This is a genomic window from Streptosporangium sp. NPDC006013 (assembly GCF_040614275.1).
Classification (GTDB): domain Bacteria; phylum Actinomycetota; class Actinomycetes; order Streptosporangiales; family Streptosporangiaceae; genus Streptosporangium.
This window is the reverse complement of record NZ_JBEXUE010000148.1, coordinates 1-20,599: the sequence shown is the minus strand read 5'-3', so window position 1 is coordinate 20,599 and position 20,599 is coordinate 1. Positions and strand designations below refer to the sequence as shown.

20 protein-coding genes are annotated in these 20,599 nt (G+C 70.5%); 10 read left to right on the top strand and 10 right to left on the bottom strand.

The genetic code is table 11. The features are described 5' to 3' along the window. Both ABZ260_RS22750 and ABZ260_RS22745 read left to right on the top strand, forming a co-directional pair. Positions 1-739, top strand: a 739-nt coding sequence (locus ABZ260_RS22750) for an LCP family protein (protein ID WP_355620952.1), incomplete at its 5' end; no start/stop codon positions are given. Positions 740-858: 119 nt separating this feature from the next. Beyond that, the gene (locus tag ABZ260_RS22745; protein ID WP_355620949.1) at positions 859-1,419 is read left to right on the top strand and encodes a hypothetical protein; all 561 of its coding nucleotides are present in this window, start codon (positions 859-861) and stop codon (positions 1,417-1,419) included. A gap of 100 nt (positions 1,420-1,519) precedes the next feature. Here ABZ260_RS22745 and ABZ260_RS22740 read toward each other — a convergent pair whose 3' ends face one another. Then, positions 1,520-3,547, bottom strand: a complete 2,028-nt coding sequence (locus ABZ260_RS22740; protein ID WP_355620946.1) for a hypothetical protein — start codon at positions 3,545-3,547, stop codon at positions 1,520-1,522. 384 nt (positions 3,548-3,931) lie between these two features. On the opposite strand from ABZ260_RS22740, the gene ABZ260_RS22735 reads away from it, so the two are divergent. Continuing rightward, positions 3,932-4,897, top strand: a complete 966-nt coding sequence (locus tag ABZ260_RS22735) for an ATP-binding protein (protein ID WP_350913553.1) — start codon at positions 3,932-3,934, stop codon at positions 4,895-4,897. 63 nt (positions 4,898-4,960) lie between these two features. Continuing rightward, on the top strand, positions 4,961-5,347 hold the full coding sequence (locus ABZ260_RS22730) for an SCO5389 family protein (RefSeq protein ID WP_355620942.1): 387 nt from the start codon (positions 4,961-4,963) through the stop codon (positions 5,345-5,347). 8 nt (positions 5,348-5,355) lie between these two features. Here ABZ260_RS22730 and ABZ260_RS22725 read toward each other — a convergent pair whose 3' ends face one another. The 3 genes from ABZ260_RS22725 to ABZ260_RS22715 are packed head-to-tail and all read right to left on the bottom strand — an operon-like array spanning position 5,356 to position 8,075. After that, a complete protein-coding gene (locus ABZ260_RS22725) occupies positions 5,356-6,390 on the bottom strand; it encodes an LLM class flavin-dependent oxidoreductase (RefSeq protein ID WP_355620939.1) in 1,035 nt (344 codons plus the stop codon). Positions 6,391-6,416: 26 nt separating this feature from the next. Continuing rightward, a complete protein-coding gene (locus tag ABZ260_RS22720; protein WP_350913557.1) occupies positions 6,417-7,085 on the bottom strand; it encodes a ribonuclease HII in 669 nt (222 codons plus the stop codon). Between the two features lie 54 nt (positions 7,086-7,139). Next, complete coding sequence (locus tag ABZ260_RS22715) at positions 7,140-8,075, bottom strand: LysR family transcriptional regulator (RefSeq protein WP_350913559.1); 936 nt, start codon at positions 8,073-8,075, stop codon at positions 7,140-7,142. A 99-nt stretch (positions 8,076-8,174) separates the two neighbouring features. Here ABZ260_RS22715 and ABZ260_RS22710 point away from each other — a divergent pair, with 99 nt between their 5' ends. After that, positions 8,175-9,455, top strand: coding sequence for a pyridoxal phosphate-dependent aminotransferase (locus tag ABZ260_RS22710; protein ID WP_355620935.1), 1,281 nt, complete (start codon positions 8,175-8,177; stop codon positions 9,453-9,455). A 172-nt stretch (positions 9,456-9,627) separates the two neighbouring features. Next, positions 9,628-10,272 carry a GNAT family protein gene (locus ABZ260_RS22705; protein ID WP_355620932.1) on the top strand — a complete coding sequence of 215 codons (645 nt, stop codon included), beginning with the start codon at positions 9,628-9,630 and terminating at the stop codon, positions 10,270-10,272. Positions 10,273-10,472: 200 nt separating this feature from the next. Here the strand turns inward: ABZ260_RS22705 and ABZ260_RS22700 are convergent, their stop codons facing one another. Continuing rightward, on the bottom strand, positions 10,473-10,958 hold the full coding sequence (locus ABZ260_RS22700; RefSeq protein WP_355620929.1) for a hypothetical protein: 486 nt from the start codon (positions 10,956-10,958) through the stop codon (positions 10,473-10,475). A 303-nt stretch (positions 10,959-11,261) separates the two neighbouring features. Here ABZ260_RS22700 and ABZ260_RS22695 point away from each other — a divergent pair, with 303 nt between their 5' ends. After that, positions 11,262-14,360, top strand: a complete 3,099-nt coding sequence (locus ABZ260_RS22695) for a BTAD domain-containing putative transcriptional regulator (RefSeq protein WP_355620926.1) — start codon at positions 11,262-11,264, stop codon at positions 14,358-14,360. 313 nt (positions 14,361-14,673) lie between these two features. Here ABZ260_RS22695 and ABZ260_RS22690 read toward each other — a convergent pair whose 3' ends face one another. Beyond that, complete coding sequence (locus tag ABZ260_RS22690; RefSeq protein ID WP_355620923.1) at positions 14,674-16,125, bottom strand: methyltransferase; 1,452 nt, start codon at positions 16,123-16,125, stop codon at positions 14,674-14,676. 140 nt (positions 16,126-16,265) lie between these two features. Between ABZ260_RS22690 and ABZ260_RS22685 the strand changes: the two genes are divergently transcribed. Then, on the top strand, positions 16,266-16,577 hold the full coding sequence (locus ABZ260_RS22685; RefSeq protein ID WP_355620920.1) for a hypothetical protein: 312 nt from the start codon (positions 16,266-16,268) through the stop codon (positions 16,575-16,577). Positions 16,578-16,611: 34 nt separating this feature from the next. Here the strand turns inward: ABZ260_RS22685 and ABZ260_RS22680 are convergent, their stop codons facing one another. Continuing rightward, entirely contained in the window at positions 16,612-17,208 is a 597-nt protein-coding gene (locus tag ABZ260_RS22680; protein WP_355620917.1) for a TetR/AcrR family transcriptional regulator, read from the bottom strand. 146 nt (positions 17,209-17,354) lie between these two features. Next, positions 17,355-17,891 (bottom strand): GNAT family N-acetyltransferase, encoded by a 537-nt coding sequence (locus ABZ260_RS22675; RefSeq protein ID WP_355620913.1) that lies wholly within the window; start codon positions 17,889-17,891, stop codon positions 17,355-17,357. An 88-nt stretch (positions 17,892-17,979) separates the two neighbouring features. On the opposite strand from ABZ260_RS22675, the gene ABZ260_RS22670 reads away from it, so the two are divergent. Continuing rightward, positions 17,980-18,504, top strand: coding sequence for a helix-turn-helix domain-containing protein (locus ABZ260_RS22670; RefSeq protein WP_355620910.1), 525 nt, complete (start codon positions 17,980-17,982; stop codon positions 18,502-18,504). On the opposite strand, the gene ABZ260_RS22665 is transcribed toward ABZ260_RS22670, so the two are convergent. Beyond that, positions 18,452-19,105 (bottom strand): VC0807 family protein, encoded by a 654-nt coding sequence (locus ABZ260_RS22665; RefSeq protein ID WP_355620907.1) that lies wholly within the window; start codon positions 19,103-19,105, stop codon positions 18,452-18,454. The genes ABZ260_RS22670 and ABZ260_RS22665 overlap by 53 nt on opposite strands. Positions 19,106-19,310: 205 nt before the next feature. Between ABZ260_RS22665 and ABZ260_RS22660 the strand changes: the two genes are divergently transcribed. Beyond that, positions 19,311-20,165 (top strand): SURF1 family protein, encoded by an 855-nt coding sequence (locus tag ABZ260_RS22660; protein ID WP_355620904.1) that lies wholly within the window; start codon positions 19,311-19,313, stop codon positions 20,163-20,165. A 58-nt stretch (positions 20,166-20,223) separates the two neighbouring features. On the opposite strand, the gene ABZ260_RS22655 is transcribed toward ABZ260_RS22660, so the two are convergent. Continuing rightward, positions 20,224-20,599: hypothetical protein (locus ABZ260_RS22655; protein WP_355620901.1), on the bottom strand; the 376-nt coding region annotated here is incomplete at its 5' end.

Here is a 20,599-nt window from a genome sequence, read left to right as displayed (position 1 = left end):
CTTCGGCTTCGAAGGCGAGCCGCCCTACACACCGGGCCTGCTCAACGAGGTCTACCAGTACGCCGAGGACTACCCGGAAATGGCCCCGAGGCTGGGCAAGAGGCACCGCGGCCCCTCGCTGCTGAAAAGGACGATCAGCGGCATCCTCGGACTCGACATCTCCTATTACGCGATGGTTGATATGAGGGGGTTCGTGGAAATCGTCGATGCGATGGGCGGCGTGCGGATCCGCATCAAGGACCCCATCGTGTACGGCAGGCAGAACGAGGGCCGGATCGAGGCGGGCCGGCGGAAACTCTCGGGCGAGGAGGCGCTCTGGTACGGCAGGTCCCGCACCTTCAGCGACGACTACGTACGGATGAGCCGCCAGAAATGCCTGCTGAACGCCGTCGCCAAGCAGGCCGACCCGGTGACGGTGTTCAAGAGCTTCGAGAGGCTGGCCACCGCCACCGTCGACGCGATCTCCACCGACATACCGCGGCAGCTACTGCCCGACCTGGTCGAGCTTTCGGAGAAGGTGAAGAACTCCAGGATCAGGAGCCTCCAGTTCGTGCCCCCGCTGATCTATACGGGTGCGCCCGACTACCACCTGATCAGGCGTGAGGTCATCGCCACCCTGGCGGCCCCGCCCGCCGGGGCCGACGCCGCCGTGCCCGCCGTGCCGACGGGGAACCGTGGCAGGAACGCCGGGGAGCGCGCGGGGGCGAGCGCCGTCGTCCTCGACTCCGCCTGCGACTGACGGACGGCAGACCAGCGGGTAACGGCTGATGAGCGACACACCCGGCGCGTTGAGAGCGCCCACGAGGGCCGGAATGCTGTTATGGAGTGATTACTTAGAGTCACCATGGAGGTAAGAGGATGAAACGCCGCCTGGCCAGCCTGAGCCTGCTCACCGCAGTCGCCGTACCCGCTGCTGGATGGCAGCCGGCCTGGGATGATCCGGTCCCCTCACTCTCCATCTCCCTCGACGACGGGACGAGGGACACCACTCCCGGCGCGGAGAACACGTACACGCTCCGTATCAACAACCAGGGAACCACCCGGTTGAGGCACATCCTCCTGGTGCAGTCCCTGCCGCCGTCGATGACCTTCGTGAAGGCCGACGCCGGAGGCCGCGTGGAGCAGGGCAAGGTGGCGTGGACCGTGAACGTCCTGCCCAGGAAGGAGACCGTCGTCCACCTGAGCGCCCGGGTCGGCGCGGTCGCGGGGGCGCAGGTGCGGGACCTGGCGACGACCGCCTGCGCCCGCAGGAGCGCGGCCGGCCCCGTGCTGGTCTGCGCCACGGACGTCAACACCGTGGCTTCGCCGGAGACGACCGACTGGGTCCTGCCGATCTCACTGGCCTCCGCCGCCGCGGCCGGGCTGGCCACTGCCGGGTTCCTGCTCCGTCGCCGTCGCCGCCGGGCCCAGCCGGCCTGACCCGCGCGAGAGTCCTGGTCCGGCGCTCCTCATCGGAGACCGTCCTGACGGCCTCAGCCTTCCGGTCGCGCGTTCGCGACCTCCGTTGAGGAACGGAGCATCAGGGCGTCCCGCGCCGGCGACACAGCCGTGGGGCCAGGCCGAGGCCGAGGAGCAGGAACCCCGCCAGGACCGGTCCGAGCGGCAGGCCCGTGAACGGCAGCGCGGGACGGCCCGGTCCCGCGCAGGGCCCGCCGACGGGACAGGGGATCGGCAGGGGCCGTTCCCAGGCCGGCCCGTACGACGGCGCGGAAGACGGCTCAGGCACCCGCGCGGGCGAAGGGATCCGGGCGGGCGACGAGGTCCGGACGGGCGAGGGGATCGGCACCAGATCGGAAACGGGCGGCGACACCTGTTCCCGGCCGGGGACCGGCGCCGACTCCGGTACATGATCGGTGACGGCCCCCGGTTCCGGGCCAGGGCCGGCCTCCGACGCCGGCGCCGGTTCTGGTGCCGGTGCTGGGGCCATCCTCACCGGCTCCGTCCCGCAGTCGGGATCGGTCGACCCCGCGGAGCAGTTGGACTCGGGCTTCACGCCCACCACCTCGTCGCGCAGCATGGAGTCGCCCGGGGGAGGGTCACCCACCGTGACGCGGTAGGTGATCGTCACCGCGGACTCCGCCGGAATGTCACCCTGCCAGTCGAGCACCGGCTCGGCGTAGCTGACGGTGCCCGAGGAGGCCTCCACATCGCCGAACACCGCGTCGTCGAGCACCCCCGACAGATCGTCCGTGAGGCGGGCTCCGGGGTACCCGATCCGCCCCGGGTTGGTGACCGTGATCGTGTAGGTCACGGTGTCACCCGCCCCGGGCTCCTCCGGCGTGAGCGTCCTGCCGATCGTCACACCCTCCACCACGACCCGCTGCGCACAGCCGAGGCTCGCCCCGGGAACGGGCTCACCGAGCCTGGCCGGTTCCGGCGCCGGGCCGGGGCAGTTCGTCCCGCCCCCGCGAGCCTGGACGGCGCTGTCCAGCACCCGGTCCCCGGTGTCGGGGGTGTTCACGGTCACGCTGTAGGTGATCGTGACCGTCTCACCCGCCGAGATGTCGCCGGCCCAGGCCAGCTTCGACGCGCCGTACGAGACGGTTCCATCCGTGGCCCGCGCGTCGCCGTTGTAGATCGCGTCGTCGAGCACCCGGGAGAGTTCCCCGGTGAGCGCGGCCCCCTGATAGGCGGCGGTGCCGACATTGCCGACGGTGACCGTGTACGCGACCACCTCGCCGGGATCGACCGTCTCCCGGTCCGCGGTCATGAGGACGTACAGCAGCGGCAGGCCAGGCGCGTCGAGGTTGCCGCAGGCGGGATCGGTGGAACCGGCCTCGCAGTTGGAGCCCTCGCCACCGACCAGTTCGCCGGAGAGCCGCAGGTCCCCCGCCGGAGGGTCGTTCACCGTGACTCCGTAGCTGACCGTCACCGTCTGACCGGCGGCCACGTCCCCCGACCAGGTCACCCTGGACTCGGCGAAGGAGACCGTGCCCGAGGTGGCCGACTCGTCATGGTCGAAGTCCGCGTCGTCGAGCACGCCCGACAGGTCGTCGGTGAAGGTGAAGTCCGGCCGGTCGTCGTCACCGGTGTTGCGCAGTTCGACGGTGTAGGTGATCTTCTGCCCGGGCCTGGCGAGGACGGGCGAGGCCGTCTTGGTGATCTCGACCCCCGCCTCCGCCTCCGCCTCCGCCGCCTCCGCCGGAGCGGGCAGGGACCTCCCGCCGGACTCGGCGGGAACAGGCGAGACCGTCCCGATGGCCCCAGCTCCCGCCTCCACCGCCTCCGCCGCCTCCGCCGGAGCGGGCAAGGACCTCCCGCCGGACTCGGCGGGAACAGGCGAGACCGTCCTGGTGGCCCCGGCCCCCGCCTCCTCCACCTCCGCCGCCTCCACCTCCGCCGGAGCGGACAGGGCTCTCTCGCCGGCCTCCGATCGATGCGGAGACGTCACGGTGGCCGGGTGGGGTGGCGGCGTCTCCGTCCCGTTCCGGGGCGGGGCGGACACGACCAGCGGCGTCGCGAGCATCGCGAGCGCGACCCCCCACGCGGCGAATCCGTCGGCTCGCCGCTCGGAAACGCGACGTGACCGGGTATCGGTACCTATCACCAAAGCCCCTTGCTGACCCCTTGTCCACGATCCCGCCGGGGGGCTCAAGATCAACCGACTCGGGGTGGGATACCCGGGCGGCCGGGGTCTCACCGGAGTCGACGGCAAACATCTGCCCTACCCGTCCCCAAGGCCGTCGCCGAGTCCGTACAGGAGGGAGCGAAGCGGTAACGGCGGATCTTCAGCACCGGTCATGACATGGCAGGTGTTTTCCCTCAGACCCCACATCCGTACTTGTCATGAGAGACCACTTTCATCCGTGTTCGCAGCGCGGACACCCTCCCAGCCCGCTCGGTGATACACGTCACGCGCCCTCGCCCGCCGTGGCATGATGGTCCCTCGCAGTAGTTGCAATGATTTTCATAATCAGATTGGATCGTCGTCGTGAGGGTGGCATTCGTCGGCAAGGGCGGCAGCGGCAAGACGACTCTGTCGGCGCTGTTCTCGAGATACACAGCGAGCCGGGGCGGTCCCGTCGTGGCCGTCGACGCCGACATCAACCAGCACCTGGGCATGGCACTGGGAGTGGCCGATGGCGCGCTGCCAAGACCGATGGGCTCGCACCTGACCGAGATCAAGGAGTACCTGCGAGGTGACAACCCCCGCATCTCCTCGGCCTCGGCGATGGTCAAGACCACCCCGCCGGGGCGCGGCTCGCGACTGCTCCGCCTCGACGAGCGGAACGACCCGATCCACGGCGGATTCGCCGCCGCCGCACCCGAGGGGCCCCTGCTGATGGTCACCGGGCCGTTCAGCGAGGATGACCTTGGAGTGGCGTGCTACCACTCCAAGGTCGGCGCTGTGGAGCTGTATCTCAACCATCTGCTCGACGGCGCGGGTGAGTACGTCGTGGTCGACATGACGGCCGGGGCCGACTCATTCGCCTCGGGGCTGTTCACCCGCTTCGACATGACCTTCCTGGTGGCCGAGCCGACCCGCCAGGGGGTGAGCGTCTACCGGCAGTACCGTGACTACGCCGCCGACTACGGCGTGCCGATCGCGGTGGTGGGCAACAAGATCCACGGCCCCGGGGACGTGTCGTTCCTGCGCGAGCAGGTCGGCGACGACCTGCTCGTCTGCCTGGAGCACTCCGCGGCGATCCGCGCGATGGAGCAGGGCCGCCCCTTCACCCTCTCCGACCTTGAGGTGGCCAACTCCCGGGCTCTGGGCACGCTCCTCGACCATCTCGACGCCCAGGAGAAGGACTGGGACCGCTTCGGCCGCCAGGCCGTGCGGTTCCACCTCCGCAATGCCGAGGCCTGGGCCAACAGGGCCACGGGCGAGGATCTGGCGGCTCAGATCGACCCCGACTTCGTCTTCGGGCCCACGCGAGTGTCGCTCTCCCGCTAGATGGAGCGATCACCACGCCCGACCTAGTGTCTGATTGATCCCCTTCCGAGAGGAGAACGCAGTATGTCGCTGACCGTTTCGAACGATCTTCTCGACCAGGCCAGGACCGGTGAGGTGGACGACGCGGCTTTTGTCACCTGCGTCAGAGACTCACTGCCCTACGCCTGGTCGCTGATCAGCGACCTGGTCAAACAGCGTGAACATACCGGTGCCGAATTCGCCGACAACACCGTGCCGCCGCCGGACGAGGCCGCCCGCGGCCAGCTCCTGCGCGCGCTCGCCAGCGACGCCATGCGTGGCGCCCTGGAGCGGCACTTCGGGGTGCGGCTGGCCTTCCAGAACTGCCACCGGGTCGCGGTCTTCGACCCGGCCGCCGCCGGGGCCCACGCGGAGTTCATCACCGCCAGGTCTCAGATCCTCAACCAGACGCCCGAGCTCGTCGACTGCTGACGGCGGCCTCACTCCGAGGCCTTCCTTCCCCGTGCCCGCCGCACCCGGCGGGCACGGCCGGAGAGCCTGGGCAGCACCTCGGCTCCCAACCGCCTGATGTTCTCAAGGGTGCGGGCGCCCTCGCCCGCACCCTCCACCATGAGGATCAGGTGCCGCAGGCCGGTGACCTCGGCGGTCCGCTCGATCCTCGCCACGCAGAGATCGGGCGAGCCGACCGGATGCGTCCCGCAGAGGAAGTCCACGTACTCCCCGACGTCGCGCGCCGACCGCGCCCGCCCGTCCACCGGTACGTATCCCGCGAGACCCGGCTCCAGCCAGCGCGGCATGGCCTTCCGCATCTCCCGCACGGCCTGATCCGTCGTGTCGGCCACATAGCCCACGGCCGCCGCGACATGGCCGGGCGGTGACAGCGGGCCCGCCGCCAGCGCACCGTAGTCGCGGATCATGGCAGCCTTCTCCCGATCCCCGACATGCATGCCGAGCAGCATCGGCAGCCCGCGCTCGGCTGCGATCAGCACGGTCGCGGGAGAGGTACACGCGACGATCGGCCTGATCCGGGCCGCCGGCACCATCGGCACCTGCCTGAAGTTGAAGAACTCCCCGCTCGCGGAGAGCGTGTCACGCGAGAGCGCCTCGCACAGCAGGTCGAGCGACTCGCGGAAGCCGCGCTCGAACCTCGCCAGGCCCGTGCCGAACACCTCCAGGTCCACCCACGGCCCGCCCCTGCCCACCCCCAGGGCGAACCGGCCCCCGGAGACCTGGTCGAGGATCGCCGCCTGCTCGGCCAAATCCACCGGATGCCGGGTGGACAGGACGCTCACCGCCGTCCCGACCCTGATCCTGGCGGTGCGCCCCAGCGCCACACCGGCCAGCGTCGCCGCCGACGGGCAGACGCCGTACGACATGAAGTGATGCTCGGCGATCCACGCGTCATCGAATCCCGCCTCCTCCGCGGCCACGACCGCGTCCACGGTGTCGCGCAGCACCTCTCCCGGTTGCCGGCCGGGAAATCCCGCCGCGACCAGGAAGACTCCGATTCGCACTCTTCGATGATGTCCGATGTCCGCCGCTAGCCGAAGAGGTCGAGCTGGCCCTCACCGGCCAGTGGGTTGCGGTGCCTCTTGAGGTGGCGCCAGCGGGGCAGATCGTCCAGGTACGACCAGGACAGGCGGTGGTGCTCCGTCGGGCCGAGCTCGGCCAGGGCCGCCTGGTGGACCGGGGAGGGGTAACCCGCGTTCTCGGCGAACCCGTACTCGGAGAAGCCCAGCGAGGCCATGTAGGTGTCCCTGCGGACCTTTGCGATCACGGAGGCCGCGGCCACGGAGACACAGGACAGGTCGCCCTTGACCTCGCACCGGACCGGCCAGGGCGCGCCCAGATAGTCATGCTTGCCGTCCAGCACGACCACGTCGGGCCGGACGGGAAGCCCGGCCAGCGCCCTCCTGGCCGCCCTGCGCAGGGCCTCGGTCATCCCGAGCGCGTCGATCTCCTCGTGGGACGCCTCGCCGTACCCGATACCGGCCGCCCAGGCGGTGATCTCGGAGACCATGGCGGCGCGGCGGGCGGGGGTGAGCAGTTTGGAATCGGTGAGACCGGCGGGCGGTTCCGACAGGTCGGTGACCACGGCGCAGACCGCCACCGGGCCCGCCCAGGCTCCGCGCCCGACCTCGTCCACCCCGGCGACCAGCTTGGCACCGCCGTCGTTCAGCAATCGCTCGAGCGCGTAGGAGGGAGGCATGCGCCGACGTTACCGGCAGGGGAGCGCGACCGCCTCCCGGTGTGCCCGAGGGCGTCATCTGGGCACGGGCTCGACCGCCTCCAGGTCTGCGGCGAGGAGCCTGGCGGCGACGTGGACGGCCCTGAGGGTGACGGAGACGGCAGGGCGGTGAACGCTGGAGGATCGGGCGACGGCGTGGACGGTCCGGCCGACCGGCGGGCCGGGCAGCCGGCGGACGACGATGCCCCGGACCCCCGCGGCCAGCGCCAGGGCGGGAACGGCCGCGATGCCGATGCCCTTGGCGACCAGGCCGATGATCGTGCTCAGTCCCTCAAACTCCCAGGGCACCGGCCGGTGGCCACCGACGTCGGCCATCAGCCGGTCCACCGCCAGCCGGGAGGGCTCGCCGTCCGGGGTGGCCATCCAGGGCTCCTCCCTCAGCTCGCGCAGGTCGACGGGGATGTCGGGGGAGGCGAGCCGGTGCGTGCGCGGCACCACGAGCACCAGCGGATCGCGCAGCAGCGGGAAGACCCGCATGGTGTCCGGTTCGCGTATGCCGCCGTACCAGTCGTCGATCAGGGCGATGTCCACCTCGCCCGACTGCACCTCGCGCATCCCGCGCCCCGAGCGCCCCTGCCCCATCCGCAGGGTGATCTCGCCGTGCCGGCGGAGCGTCCTGGTCAGCGCGGGCGCGAAGGCCACCGCGGCGGTGGGGAAGGCGGTCACGGTGACCCGTCCCGCCGGGGTGACGGCCTGGGCCGACAGGTCGGACTCGGCGCTCTCCACCATGGCCAGGATGCGCTCGGCGTGCTCGACCAGGCGGCGCCCCGCGTCGGTCAGCTCCGCGCTCCTGGCGGTTCTGTCGATCAGCGCGGTCCCGGCCTGGCGCTCCAGCGCGGCCAGCTGCTGGGAGACCGCCGAGGGGCTGTAACCCAGGGATGCCGCAGTGGCGGCGATGCTGCCCCGGCGGGCGAATTCGCAGATCAGCGCGAGTCTCCGCAAATCAAGCATCAGCTTTCCTTATGCCCACCCGCGAGAACCGAAGCTTGTCCTTACGCCCCTACCTCATCAGGGTTGGGAACGTTCCGCAACGAGGGAGGGAACCTCACGATGAACGTCACCCTTTCCGCCACCCTGGCGGCCAACGAGGACATCGAGCGAAGACGGCTCGCCGGGGAGCGCGTGCTGCACCTGGCCTTCGGAGAGGCGGGGCTGCCCGTTCATCCGGCTCTGCGCGAGCGGCTGGCCGCGGCGTCCGGGCACAACGGGTACGGACCTGTCGCCGGCGCGCCGGTGCTGCGCGAGGCGGCCTCCGGCTACTGGTCGCGGCGGGGTCTGCCCACCGACCCGGAACTGGTGGTCTGCGGCCCCGGGAGCAAACCCCTGCTGTACGGCCTGCTGCTGGCGATCGGCGGCGACATCGTGCTGCCGATGCCGAGCTGGGTCAGCTACGCCGCCCAGGCCGACCTGGTCGGGGCGCGTTCCCTGCTCGTTCCCGCGCCCGATGGCGAGGGTGGGGTGCCCGACCCCGAGCGCGTGGCGGCGGCGGTCACGCACGCCCGCGCCCAGGGACGCGACGTGCGTTCGCTGCTGGTCACACTGCCCGACAACCCCAGCGGCACGCTGGCCGGGGCGTCCACGATCCGGCGGATCGCCGAGGTCGCCCGCGAGCTCGACCTCACCATCATTTCCGACGAGATCTACCGCGACCTGGTCCACTCCCCGGCCACCGGCTTTCTCAGCCCCGCCGACGTGGCCCCCGAGCGGACCGTGATCACCAGCGGGCTCAGCAAGAGCCTGGCCCTGGGCGGCTGGCGGATCGGGGTGGCCCGGCTCCCATCCGCGGGACTGCGTGACCGGCTGCTGGCGGTCGCGAGCGAGATCTGGTCCAGCCCGGCCGCACCCGTCCAGCAGGCGGCGGCGTACGCGTACACCGAACCGCCGGAACTCGTCGAGCGGATCGGCGAGAGCCGCAGGTTGCACGGCACGGTGGTGCGGGCGGTGCACGAGCGCCTCGTCCGCGCGGGCGTAAGGGTGGACGCGCCGCAGGGCGGCTTCTACCTCTATCCCGACTTCACCGGGCTGGACTTCGCGTCCTCCGCCGACCTGTCGGCATATCTGCTCGACCGGCACGGCGTCGGGGTGCTCCCCGGCCACGTCTTCGGCGACGACCCGACGGCCCTGCGGGCGCGGGTGGCGACCAGCCTCCTGTACGGCGAGACGACGCGGCGTCGGCTGGCCGCGCTCGGTGCTCCCGACCCCCTGGGGCTGCCCTGGATCTCAGCCTCGCTGGACCAGTTGAGCGAGGCATTGGCCGGCCTGCGCGCCACTCGGCGGCCACCCCGCCCGCAGGTACGCGCCCCACTCGCCGCGGCCCCCGCGACGGGGTGAGATCGCACGCGGCCCCCGCGTCGGCGACGCGCGTTCCAAGGGTGGATTTAGCACCTCTGGCCTGGTCTTTCTTACCGCAGAGAGCCCTGGGGGCGGTGCTTCTCACGATGCTCGCCAAGATGTCTCGTGTCGTTTGGCATCAGGAAGGGGAAAGAGCCCTCATTATGTGCTCATGCCCGCTTCTGTCACCCTGTCCGGGCGCCTCTTGCGCCTGGAACCGCTCAGCCTCGCGGTCGTCGACGACCTCGTCGCCGCGGCGTGTGAAGACCGTTCTACCTACGGCTTCACTCGCGTCCCCAATGGCCGGGACGAGATGGTCTCCTACGTGGAGGCCGCTCTGGCTGAGCAGGCGGAGGGCCGCACGATGCCCTTCGCCATCCGGTGGCTTCACACCGACCGCGTGGTCGGTGCCACCCGTCTCATGAACCTGGAGTACTGGCAGGGCCCCATGCCCTGGCCTCCGGGCACTCGTGGGGCGGTGGGCGATGTCCCGTCCGTGGCGGACATCGGTTACACCTGGCTCTCCGCCTCCGCGCAGGGGACCGGTGCCAACCGCGAGAGCAAGTACCTGATGCTCTCCCTCGCCTTCGAGACCTGGCAGGTCCACCGCATAACCCTCAAGGCCGACATACGGAACGTACGATCCCGGGCCGCCATCGAAGCCCTCGGCGCGCACCTCGACGGTGTGCGGCGGGCGGAGAGCCGAGGCGCCGACGACACGGTCCGAGATACCGCGTACTACTCGATCCTGAGCGACGAATGGCCGATCGTCCGAGAACGGCTGCGCGCGCGGATGGGCCTGTTCGAGGCCGCGTGAGACGCCCCTGGACAAGGGGTAACGCAAGGAGGACCAAATAAACCGACAAAAGCCATATAACGGTCAAAGCTCACTTTAACTACTTAATGGAACAAAAGGCCCGCCCGGGGCTCCGGGCGGGCCAGGTACTCGTCTGATGTCGTACGCGGGTCATGGGAGGCGTTCGTACGCCGCGCCACCGAGCGGGTCACGAGGTGGGATTACTCCTCGCCGTCGACCTCGTAGATGTAGCGCCACTTGCCGCACAGTGTCCGCTTGGCGTCGTGCTTGTCCCAGTAGCAGACCCTGACCTGCAGGTTTTCGACCTCTTCCCGAACGAAGTGGAAGGGGGTGTAACCCTGGGAGCCGCACTTGCGCGCCCAGTAGTAGCTCTCCTCGCCCTCGTGGTCCTCGATCTTGAACTGGACGTAGCCGCAGAGCCAGCTCGGCGAGTACTTGTCGTAGACCCTGCCCTGGACGTGGACGCTGTCGTCGTCCTCGGTCCAGACACGACCCTTGGCGCTGGCGCGGGAGTCGTCGTAGTACTTGGAGTAGTAGGAGCCCCAGAACTCGTCGTAGTCGCTGGAGGCGGCCGGGCCGGCGGTGGAGGTGGCGGCCGAGGCCGGAGAGGCGAGGGCCGGAACACCGATCGCGATGACGGCGGTGGCGGCGGCGAGACCGAGGAGTTTGCTGATCGAGCGGCGCATGATGGTTCTCTCCTTGAGGGGGCGGCTCCCGACTTCCTCTAGGAGCCATGGCTCATTGATAGGCTCGCCCGCCTTCATCACGCTTACAGCGCCTTTATCCATACCTGCAATCCGCCGACATGTCGGGCATGGCCGCCCCCGTATGGGGCCATGCCCGACAGCCACAGCATTGTGGACATGACTCAACAGCCGATTAACGTGCGATCAACGGCTCGGCGAACGGACAACCCTCTACTTACTGAGTCAGCAGGGGAGGATCTATCATTTGGCCATAAAACTTCCCATCGGGCGGAGATTCAAGAAATGGCTGTTCAGGGCAGCGGAGACGGATTACGGTTCGCCGTACTCGGTCCTGTCCAGGCCTGGCGTGACGGATCCGAACTCGACCTGGGCACCCCACTGCAACGTTCCATCCTGGCGATGCTCCTGCTGAGGGAGAACCGGGCGGTGACGCCGGCCGAGATGATCGACGCGATCTGGGGGGACGACGCCCCGCCCCGCGCGCTCGGCGCCCTGCGCACCTACGTCTCCCGGCTGCGCGCGGTGCTGGAGCCGGACAGGTCCCCGCGCACCCGTCCCGAGCTGCTCACCTCCGTCGGCAGGGGGTACGCGCTGCGGCTGAACGGGATCGTCCTTGACCTGGTCCTCTTCGAGCGCGGCATCGCCGAGGCCGAGGTCGCGCGCCGCGCGGGCGACTTGGCGAAAGCCGCGGAGAGCCTGCGTGCGAGCCTGGCGCTGTGCACCGGCGAGCCGCTGGCCGGAGCCGTCGGCCCCTATGCCGAACACCAGCGCGACCGGCTCACCGAGCGCCGGATGAGCGTGCTGGAAGTCCTGATGGACCTGGACCTGGAGCTGGGCAGGCACGCCGACGTGCTGTCCGAGCTGATCGCGCTGACCGCCGACCATCCGCTGCGCGAGCGACTCCGCGCCCAGCTGATGCTGGCCTACTACCGCTGCGGGCGCAGGGCGGAGGCACTGGCCGCCTTCGCCGAGACCCGCGCCACGCTGATCGAGGAACTGGGCATCGAGCCCGGCCCCGACCTGACGAGCATGCACCAGCGCATTCTCACCGACGCCCCGGCCCTCGCGCTTGCCCCTGCCGACCGACCCGCACGGCTCGCGCCCGCCGAGGCCGCACCGGCCGCCCCGGATCGGAGCCCGAAGCCGGAGCCGACGAGAACGTCGGGAACGCGGGGAACGCCGGTGGTCCCGGAACTGCCGCGCCCCGCGCAGCTTCCCGCCGCCGTGAACGACTTCACCGGGCGCCGTCAGATCATCGCGCGGCTGCGCACGCTGCTGTCGGCCCAGGAGGGCTCCGAGGGCGTGCCCGTGGCTGCCATCTCCGGCATCGGCGGCGTGGGCAAGACGGCGCTGGCGGTGCATGTCGCCCATGCCATGCACGACCTGTTCCCCGATGGCCAGCTCTACGCCGACCTGCGCGGGTACGGCGTGGAGCCGACCGCGCCCGAGTCCGTGCTGGCCGCGTTCCTGCGTGGGCTCGGCCTGCCCGCCGACGCCATCCCCGACGGCCTGGCCGAGCGTTCCGCGCTGTTCCGCTCGCTCCTGGCCGACCGGCGGATGCTCGTGCTGCTGGACAACGCCCGCGACGCCGCGCAGGTGGGCCAGCTGCTCCCCGGTTCGGCCGGGTGCGCGGCGATCGTGACCAGCCGCGGCAAACTCGCCGACCTGGCCTCGGCCCGGCTGATCGACCTGGACGTCATGGAGCCGGAGGAGGCCCTCGCACTGTTCGGCACCGTCGCCGGCACCGAGAGGGTGGAAGCGGAACGCGCCGCCGCCATGGACGTGGTCGCCGCCTGCGGTTTCCTGCCGCTCGCGGTGCGAATCGTGGCGGCGCGCCTGGCCGCCCGGCCGTCCTGGACCGTCGCCTCCCTGGTTCCCCGGCTGGCCGACGAGCGCCGCCGCCTGGACGAGATGCGCGTGGGAGACCTCGCGGTGGAGGCGACCTTCGCCCTCGGGTACGGCCAGCTCAGTCCGGCTCAGGCCCGCGCGTTCCGGCTGCTCTCCCTGCCCGGGGGCCCGGACATCTCGATCGGGGCCGCCTCCGGGCTGCTCGCGCTGGAGGCGATGGACACCGAGGACGTCCTGGAGTCCCTGGTGGACGCCAGCCTGCTTGAGGCTCCGGCCCCTGGCCGTTACCGCTTCCACGACCTGCTCAAGCTCTTCGCCCGCCGGGTCGCGGAACGGGCCGAGAGCACGGCGGAGGGGGACGGCGGTCGGGACGGTGGGGAGCGACGCGGGTCCGGGGTGAGCGTGGCCATCGGCGGGGAGGGCGCGGCGGCGCTGGCCCGGCTGCTCGACTTCTACCTGGCGTCCGCGCGCTCGGCGCACCGCCTCGCCTACGAGGGCAGCACGATCGCCGACCAGCTGGGTGTCACCGGTACCGGCCACGCCTTCGCCTCCGCCGACGAGGCTGTGGCCTGGCTGTCGGTGGAGGCGGAGTCGCTGTTCGCGTCGATCGCCCAGGTGACCCGCGCGAACCAGGCCGAGGCACTGCTGCCGGGGGCCGACCTGCTGCTCGCCATGGAGCCGCTGCTGGAGTCGGGGAGCCACGGCCGCGAATTCGAGAGCCGGACGCGGGAGATGCTGGCCGCGGCGCGACGGCTCGATGCCGTCTCCAGCGAGCTGCGCTGCCGCTACGTGCTGGGCCGGGTGCTGTTCGGCACCAACCGGCTGGCCGAGGCCGAGGAGGAGTTCCGTGCCTCCCTGGAGCTGTCGGCCGGGGGCGATCGCATCGTTGTCGGCGAGGTACTGAACGCGCTGGCCGTCGTGGCCGGGCGCCGACGCCGCCACGTGGAGGCCCTGGCCTGGTTCAGCTCGGCGCGCGAGGCGTTCAGGGAGGTCGGAGCACGGGGCGGGGAGGCGCTGACACTCAGCTACTCCGCCCGCGACCACCTGTTCCTGGAGCAGCCGCAGGAGGCGATCGCCGCCGCCGAGCAGGGGCTGGCCCTGTTCATCGAGATGGGCTCCAGCGCCGGCACCGCCAGGGCCCGCTACCACCTGGGGATGGTCCTGTCGCGGGTCGGCCGGTTGAACGAGGCGGTCCACCACCATGCCGAGTGCCTCGCCTTCTTCCGGGCCAGCAGGCAGCGGGTCTGGGAGCAGCGGGTCTGTTCCCGGCTGGCCGAGACCTTCATCCACGCGGGCCGCTTCACGGACGCGACCCGTCACGCGGAGCAGGCGCTTACCGTGAGCCGGGAGATCAGCCACCCGTACGGTGAGGCGCAGGCTCTGTGGGTGCTAGGCAAGGCGCTCAACGGCCTCGGCAGCACCGGCCGCGGGCGTGACTGCCTCGAACGCGCCCACGACCTGTTCAGCAGGCTCGGTGCGCCCGAGGCCGAGGATCTGCGCCTTCTGCTGGAGCGCGACCAGGTCGACAGCTGATCCAAGATCATCATAAAGATCATCGTCAAGCCGCGTCATCCAAACGTGGTTGATCACTGGCATACCCCTCGCAGTCGGTCCCCGGTCCGGAATGAGCGTGGAAGCCCGGCCGGCCGCCTGGCCCCGGGCGACGTGTAGGGGGCCCGGTCATCCGGTACGTCGCCCGCGGGCCGGCCGCCTCACTGTGGCAGCCGGCCGGACTTGGCACGGACTCTTCACCCCCCGAGTCCGTGCCCCACACCCAGAGCTTCCTCCACCGGGTTTGACATCCGATTGACAGGCAATAGCGGCGATATCCACAGCCTGTGGAGAATCACCCTGTGGATATGTGGAAAAACCCCTCGGCAATCAGCGGGCGGAGCACGGCAGGGGCCTTGGCCCGCAGGTCATCGGGGTCCTCGCCGGTGAGTTCCGCGATCGCGTCGAGGAGCGGGGCCAGTGGATAGTCACCGTCGCAGACCCCCGCGAGGGCGGCTTCCACGGTCCCGACCCGCGTGCTGCGGCGCAGCCTCCCGGTCTGCCTCAGCACGATCCGCGCCGGGTCCTCGGCGCCGGGCGGTCCGCTCCGCTCCTCCAGCACTCCCTCGGCGACCGCCAGTCTGGCGCCCAGCAACTGGGCGTCGGTCAGCCGGTGCGCCGTGGTGATCGCGCCGAGCACCTCGTCCACGTATCCGCCGACCGGCAACTCCACCGGCAGGCCGTACTCCTCCACCCGCACGACCGGGTCAAGGCTCCCGGAGTCGTGCAGCGTGATCCAGCCGAAGCCGATCCCGGTGACGTTCTCGGAATCGAACCAGCCGAGCCAGTCGTCGTAGAGCTCGCGGTAGCGCGGGGTGCCCTGCTCGGCGGCGTCCCTCAGCCACAGTTCGACGTACTCGGCGGGATCCTGCACGTCACGCTGGACCGCCCAGCCGTCACAGCCGGTCCCGGCGAGCCAGCCGCCCACCCGGTCACGCCAGTCCTCGCCGTCGACATGCAGCCAGTTGGCCAGCAGGTGGCAGGTGCCGCCGGGTGCGAGGTGGCCCGGCGCCCGCCGTACGAGGTCGCGGCAGAAGTCGTCGGCGGGCAAGCCCGACTCCCGGTAGGTGAACCGGCCGGCCGGGGAGATCACGAACGGCGGGTTGGAGACGACCAGGTCGAAGCGTTCGCCCTCGACGGGATCGAACATGGAACCCTGCCGCGTCTCGACCCCGGTGATCCCGGACAGCGCCCAGCTCAACCGGGCCAGCTCCAGCGCGCGCGGGTTGACGTCGGTGGCCGTTATCTCCTCGGCGCGGCCGTTCAGATGGAGCACCTGGACCCCACATCCGGTACCGAGATCCAGCGCACGCCCGACCGGGCGATGTGAGGCCAGCTGGGCGAGGTTCGCCGAGGCTCCCCCCGCGCCGACGACGTGGTCCGGGCGCAGGGCGGGGTCGCCCGGCCTGACCTTGCGGTCGGAGACCAGGTAACCACCGGTCTCCCAGGGCTGCAGGTGAACCGTGGAGGTGACCCGCCCGCCCTCGACGGTCACCAGTCCCGCGGCGGCCAGTTCCTCCAGCGGAAGGCCCGCCGGTGCCCCTCGCGCCTCCACGGGGGCGCCGAGCCACCACAGCCGGATCAGGGTGCCGAGCGGGTCACCCTGGCCGGTGACGCGCAGGGCGGGCACCGTCTCCTCGCGGGAGAGCGCGGTGGCGGCGACGTCACCGAGTCGCTCGCGGACGCCGTCGATGGTGTAGCCGGTGTCGAGCAGGAGCTCTCTGAGCCGGTCCAGCAGATCGTTCACCGGGCAATCCTCGCACCGGGCACGTCCGGTTGCCCCGAGTGATGTGACTGTTACACACCGGGGTAAGCATTCTGCAAGCGGACTTCAACCGGGAGGCGGTACTTCTTGGTAACTGCACCATCCGTTCCAAAGGATCCGTGATGCTGATCCCCTGCTTCGCCTGTGAGTCCCGTTTTCGCCCTGATGAGTATTTTCGTGCCTGCCACGACTACTGCCGAGGCAAGGATCTGGTCGCCTGGACCTGTCCGCGATGTGGCAATCAGGATGAGTTACGAGTCTTCCCCGGAGAGCTGGGGTTCGGCTACGCCAGACGCGGCAGGTTCGACGTCTCCGACCGGGTGCGCGTGCCCGGCCTGCGGCGTCGGCGTCAGGACCTGCGACTGGACATCTCGCTCAACGAGGACGTCTGGCGGGTGTCGACACGGATGCGCCAGTTGGCGGGCACACGCTGAGCCCGCTCCGGCCGGGCGGGAACGATGACGGCGGTCAGGAGCCCTGCTGCCGCAGGCCCTGCCAGGCCGCCTCACAGAGGCCACTGATCTCCTCGGAGGTGGGCTGGTGCGCCCCGGCGAACCACAGGCGGCACATCTCATTGGCCGGTCCAAGCCAGAGCACGTAGCACATCGTCGGATGGACGGGCTGGAGCAGCCCGTTCTTCATGTGCGGGCGCCACCAGTCGGAGACCGTTCTGAAGAACGCCCTGCGCGACTCCGACACCTCGGTGCCGCCCGGCTCCTCACGCCTGGGCGGCCGCTCACTGATCAGCAGGTGGGCGCGCTCGCGATGCTCGCCACACCAGGACATGTGCAGCGCGACGATGGCCTCGATGCCCTCCCTCGCCCCCTCGTGGCGATGGAGCTCGGCGAGGAACGCGTCCTGGTACATGCGCAGGGTCTCGGCGTACAGGACGCCGAAGACATGTTCCTTGCTGGCGAAGTGGTGATAGAAACTGCCGACGCTGACACCGCTCTCCTCACGGAGGCTGGCCAGCGTGGTGGCCGAGACACCATCTTGGCTGAATCGTCGTAGGGCGCCCTCGACGATCCTGGTGCGGCCGTCGCGTCCGTTCTTGGCAGTCTTCACGACTCCAATGGTGCGGCACCAGAACCTTATTCCGCAAACTGTGCGGGAAACGGCTTGGACCACGCCGATCATACCGTCTTGATCGCGACACCGCGCCACCGCCCCGGAAGCCCCGCCCACATGCCCGCGTCCCGGCGCGAGGCCCCTCAGTGCAGGATTCTCGCGGTCACCTCCACCGTGCCACAGGAGGCGCGCATGGTCGCCTCAGGCCACATCTTGCGGATCATCGCCAGCACCGTGCGGTTGTCTCCGAGCACGTCCATCCCCACCGTCCCGGCCCCCCCGGCCGCCGCGCGGCGCATCAGCGCACGGACGAGCCGGGAGCCGAGCCCCACTCCCTGCCACTCGTCGCCCACCACCACGGCGATCTCGACGTCGGTCACCTCTCCCTCTCTCCGGTAGCTCATCGCGTGCCCGACGACGAGGTCCCCGTGAACCGCCAGCAGCGCGTCGCACCGTTCGTCCACCGCCAGGAGCGCCCTGACGAAGCCCGCGCCGGGACGGCTCACCCCGGTGAAGAACCGCCGTGCCTGCGTCCGGGGCGACAGCCCCCCGAGGAAGCGACGGACCCGTTCCTCGTCATCCGGCCGCGCGGGGCGGATCTCGACGGCCTCCGGCATGGCGTCCACGGGCACGGGCGGCGCCGAGGCCTGGCACGGCGACGCCAGCTGAGTTCGCATCATGGACTCAGATTCTCGCGAGAGAGCTGAGTATGTCAAGTAGACTTAGATGAGCGTTGGAGGTGGCGCCATGGCGACTTACGATTCGCACATGAGTGAGGCGGCTCCCGGCAACCTGCCCCTACGGCCGGAGAACTGTTCCATCGAGCGTGCCCTCGGCATCGTCGGCGAGAAGTGGACGTTCCTGGTGCTGCGCGAGGCGTTCAGCGGGGTACGGCGCTTCGCCGACATGCAGGCCGCCACGGGAGCACCCAGGCAGGTGCTCAGCGCCAGGCTGGCCCGTCTCGTGGAGGAGGGGCTGCTGCGCAAGGTGCCCTACCGCGAACCCGGGCAACGGCAGCGCGACGAATACCGGCTGACCCAGATGGGTCTCGACCTCTACCCGACCCTGGTGGCCCTGATGCAGTGGGGCGACAGGTATCTCAGCGACCACGAGGGGCCGCCGACACTCCTCACCCACCGTGGCTGCGGCGCTCCGATCGAGCAGCACTTCCGCTGCGCAGAGGGGCACGAGGTGTCCGGCCCGAGAGAGGTCACCCCGCTTCCCGGCCCCGGCATGCGCCTCAGCCCTCCAGCCCCTGCGTCTCCAGCCCCCGCAGGCAGTGCCGGAGGCTGAGCACCGAGATCAGTGCCGCACCGCCGAGCAGCACCGCGACCGCCGAGGTGCGCACCAGAAGGTAGGTCTCCAGAGTCTGGCTGAGCAGCAGCCACAGGCTCAGCGCCGCGTTCAGCAGTTGCGCGCACCCCCACAGCACCGACTGCGACACGAAGAAACGGCGCATCCGCGGGTGCTCCGTCACATGGTCGGGCAGCGGCACGAGATCGGCCACCACCCGCCGGATCAGCGGCCGCCGCAACGGCGCGGTGAGCAGGAAACCCATGCTCACGCAGAACACCCCGAGGCAGGGCTGGAGGAAGAACACGATGGGGTTGCCCGTCGCCACGGTCAGCACCACCCTGACGGTGATCGTGCCCGCCGCCAGCATGAGCGTGCCGGGCGCCTCGCTCCGCCTGACCAGTCGCCAGGCGACCCCGCCGTAGACCCAGAGCGCCGCCACCGCGAGCGCGACGTGCGAGTTGGTGAAGATCAGTGCGACGTAGAAGACGAGAACGGGAAGCATCATGCTCTCGAACACCCTGGGGGCGGCATGCCGCAGCAGAGCGCCGAGACGGGGGAGTGCGATCGGAGCCGTGGGAGCGGGCATGAGCACAGTCATCAGGAGCAGGCTCCGAGGGTGGTGGAACGTCCCGGGGGATATTTCAGCCGACCATATGCGATGTCCGAAGTGTCCATGAATTTTTCCATGACATCCGGCGATCGCGCGGTTCCGGGCACCTTACTACGCCCGCAGGCACCCCCCGCCACTCCCAAACGCGCACTCGGAGAACGGGGCGGCACTCCCGGTGCCTACTCTTGAGAGCGTGTACCGGTTTCTGCTGACTCCCCGATGGCTGGCTCTGCACGTGGTGGTGTTGCTGGTCATCCCCGCTTTCGTGCTGCTGGGCCAGTGGCAGTTCGGGCGTTTCACGGAAAGATCCACCAGCAGCGACCAGATCACCCGCAACCTCGCCACCGCCCCCGTCTCCGTGGAAGCGCTGACCTCGCCCGGCGGCACCGTCTCCGTGCAGGACAAATACCGCCCCGTCACGGTCAGCGGCAGGTACGACGCGGACGCCCAGCTCCTGGTCAGGCGCCGCGCCCAGAACAAGGTGGTCGGCTTCTACGTGCTGACCCCGCTGATCTCCCCGAACGGCACCGGTGTGCTGGTGAACCGGGGCTGGGTCAAGGCGGGTGCCACGGCCGACGCCCTCCCCGAGGTCCCCGCCCCGTCCTCGGGTGAGGTAACTGTCACCGGCAGGCTACGGCCCACCGAGACCGAGGAGACCTCGGGCATTCGGGACCGAGCGGGCCTGCCCACGGGCCAGGTCCTGCTGATCAACACCGAGGCGATCGGCGGCCGCCTGCCGTACCGGCTTCTCGGCGGGTACGTCGAGTTGACCGGGCAGTCGCCCGCGGCCGCCACCGCGCCGGAACCCGTCCCGGCGCCGGACGTCGGCGGGGGAGGCGGGCTCAACCTGGCGTACGGCGTGCAGTGGTGGCTGTTCATCGGGATCGCGATCGGCGGCTGGGCGCTGCTGATCCGCAGGGAGGCCGCCGACCTCAGGGCCGCGGCCACCGCCGCGCCGGCCACGACCGGCGGTCCAGAACCCGGCGACCCCGCCGAACTCCCGGACGCCCCCGAGCGGACCGCACCGGCTGAGCGGGCCGGCACCTGACGAAGAACCCGCCTGAACACCGGCACCCGGCTGCGGACCCGGCGGAAAGCCGCGGAGCCTAGCCGCCGACGAGGTTCAGCAGAGTGCCGGCGCCCAACATCAGGCCCGTGGAGAGCAGGCCCGCTCCGAGCGCCAGCAGGAACCCCCGTACCCCGCCGAGCCGCTCGCGCGGCGCGGGGCGCCGCCCGGCCTCGAACCAGAGCGGGCGGGGTTCGAGCAGCAGGAACAGCAGCGCGCCGGCCTGCCCGACGGTGAAGAGCCAGAGCCAGGCCCACCGGTTGCCCAGCCTGGGCGTCGAACCGAGCATGATCAGGAAGGCGAGCACCCAGGCTCCGAGCACCCACACGCCACCGACGGACGCAGGCACCTTTCTGCCCCAGAGGGGCACGAGCTCCCATCTGCCGGAGTCGTCCGGCTCGGTCGCCCTGATCCGG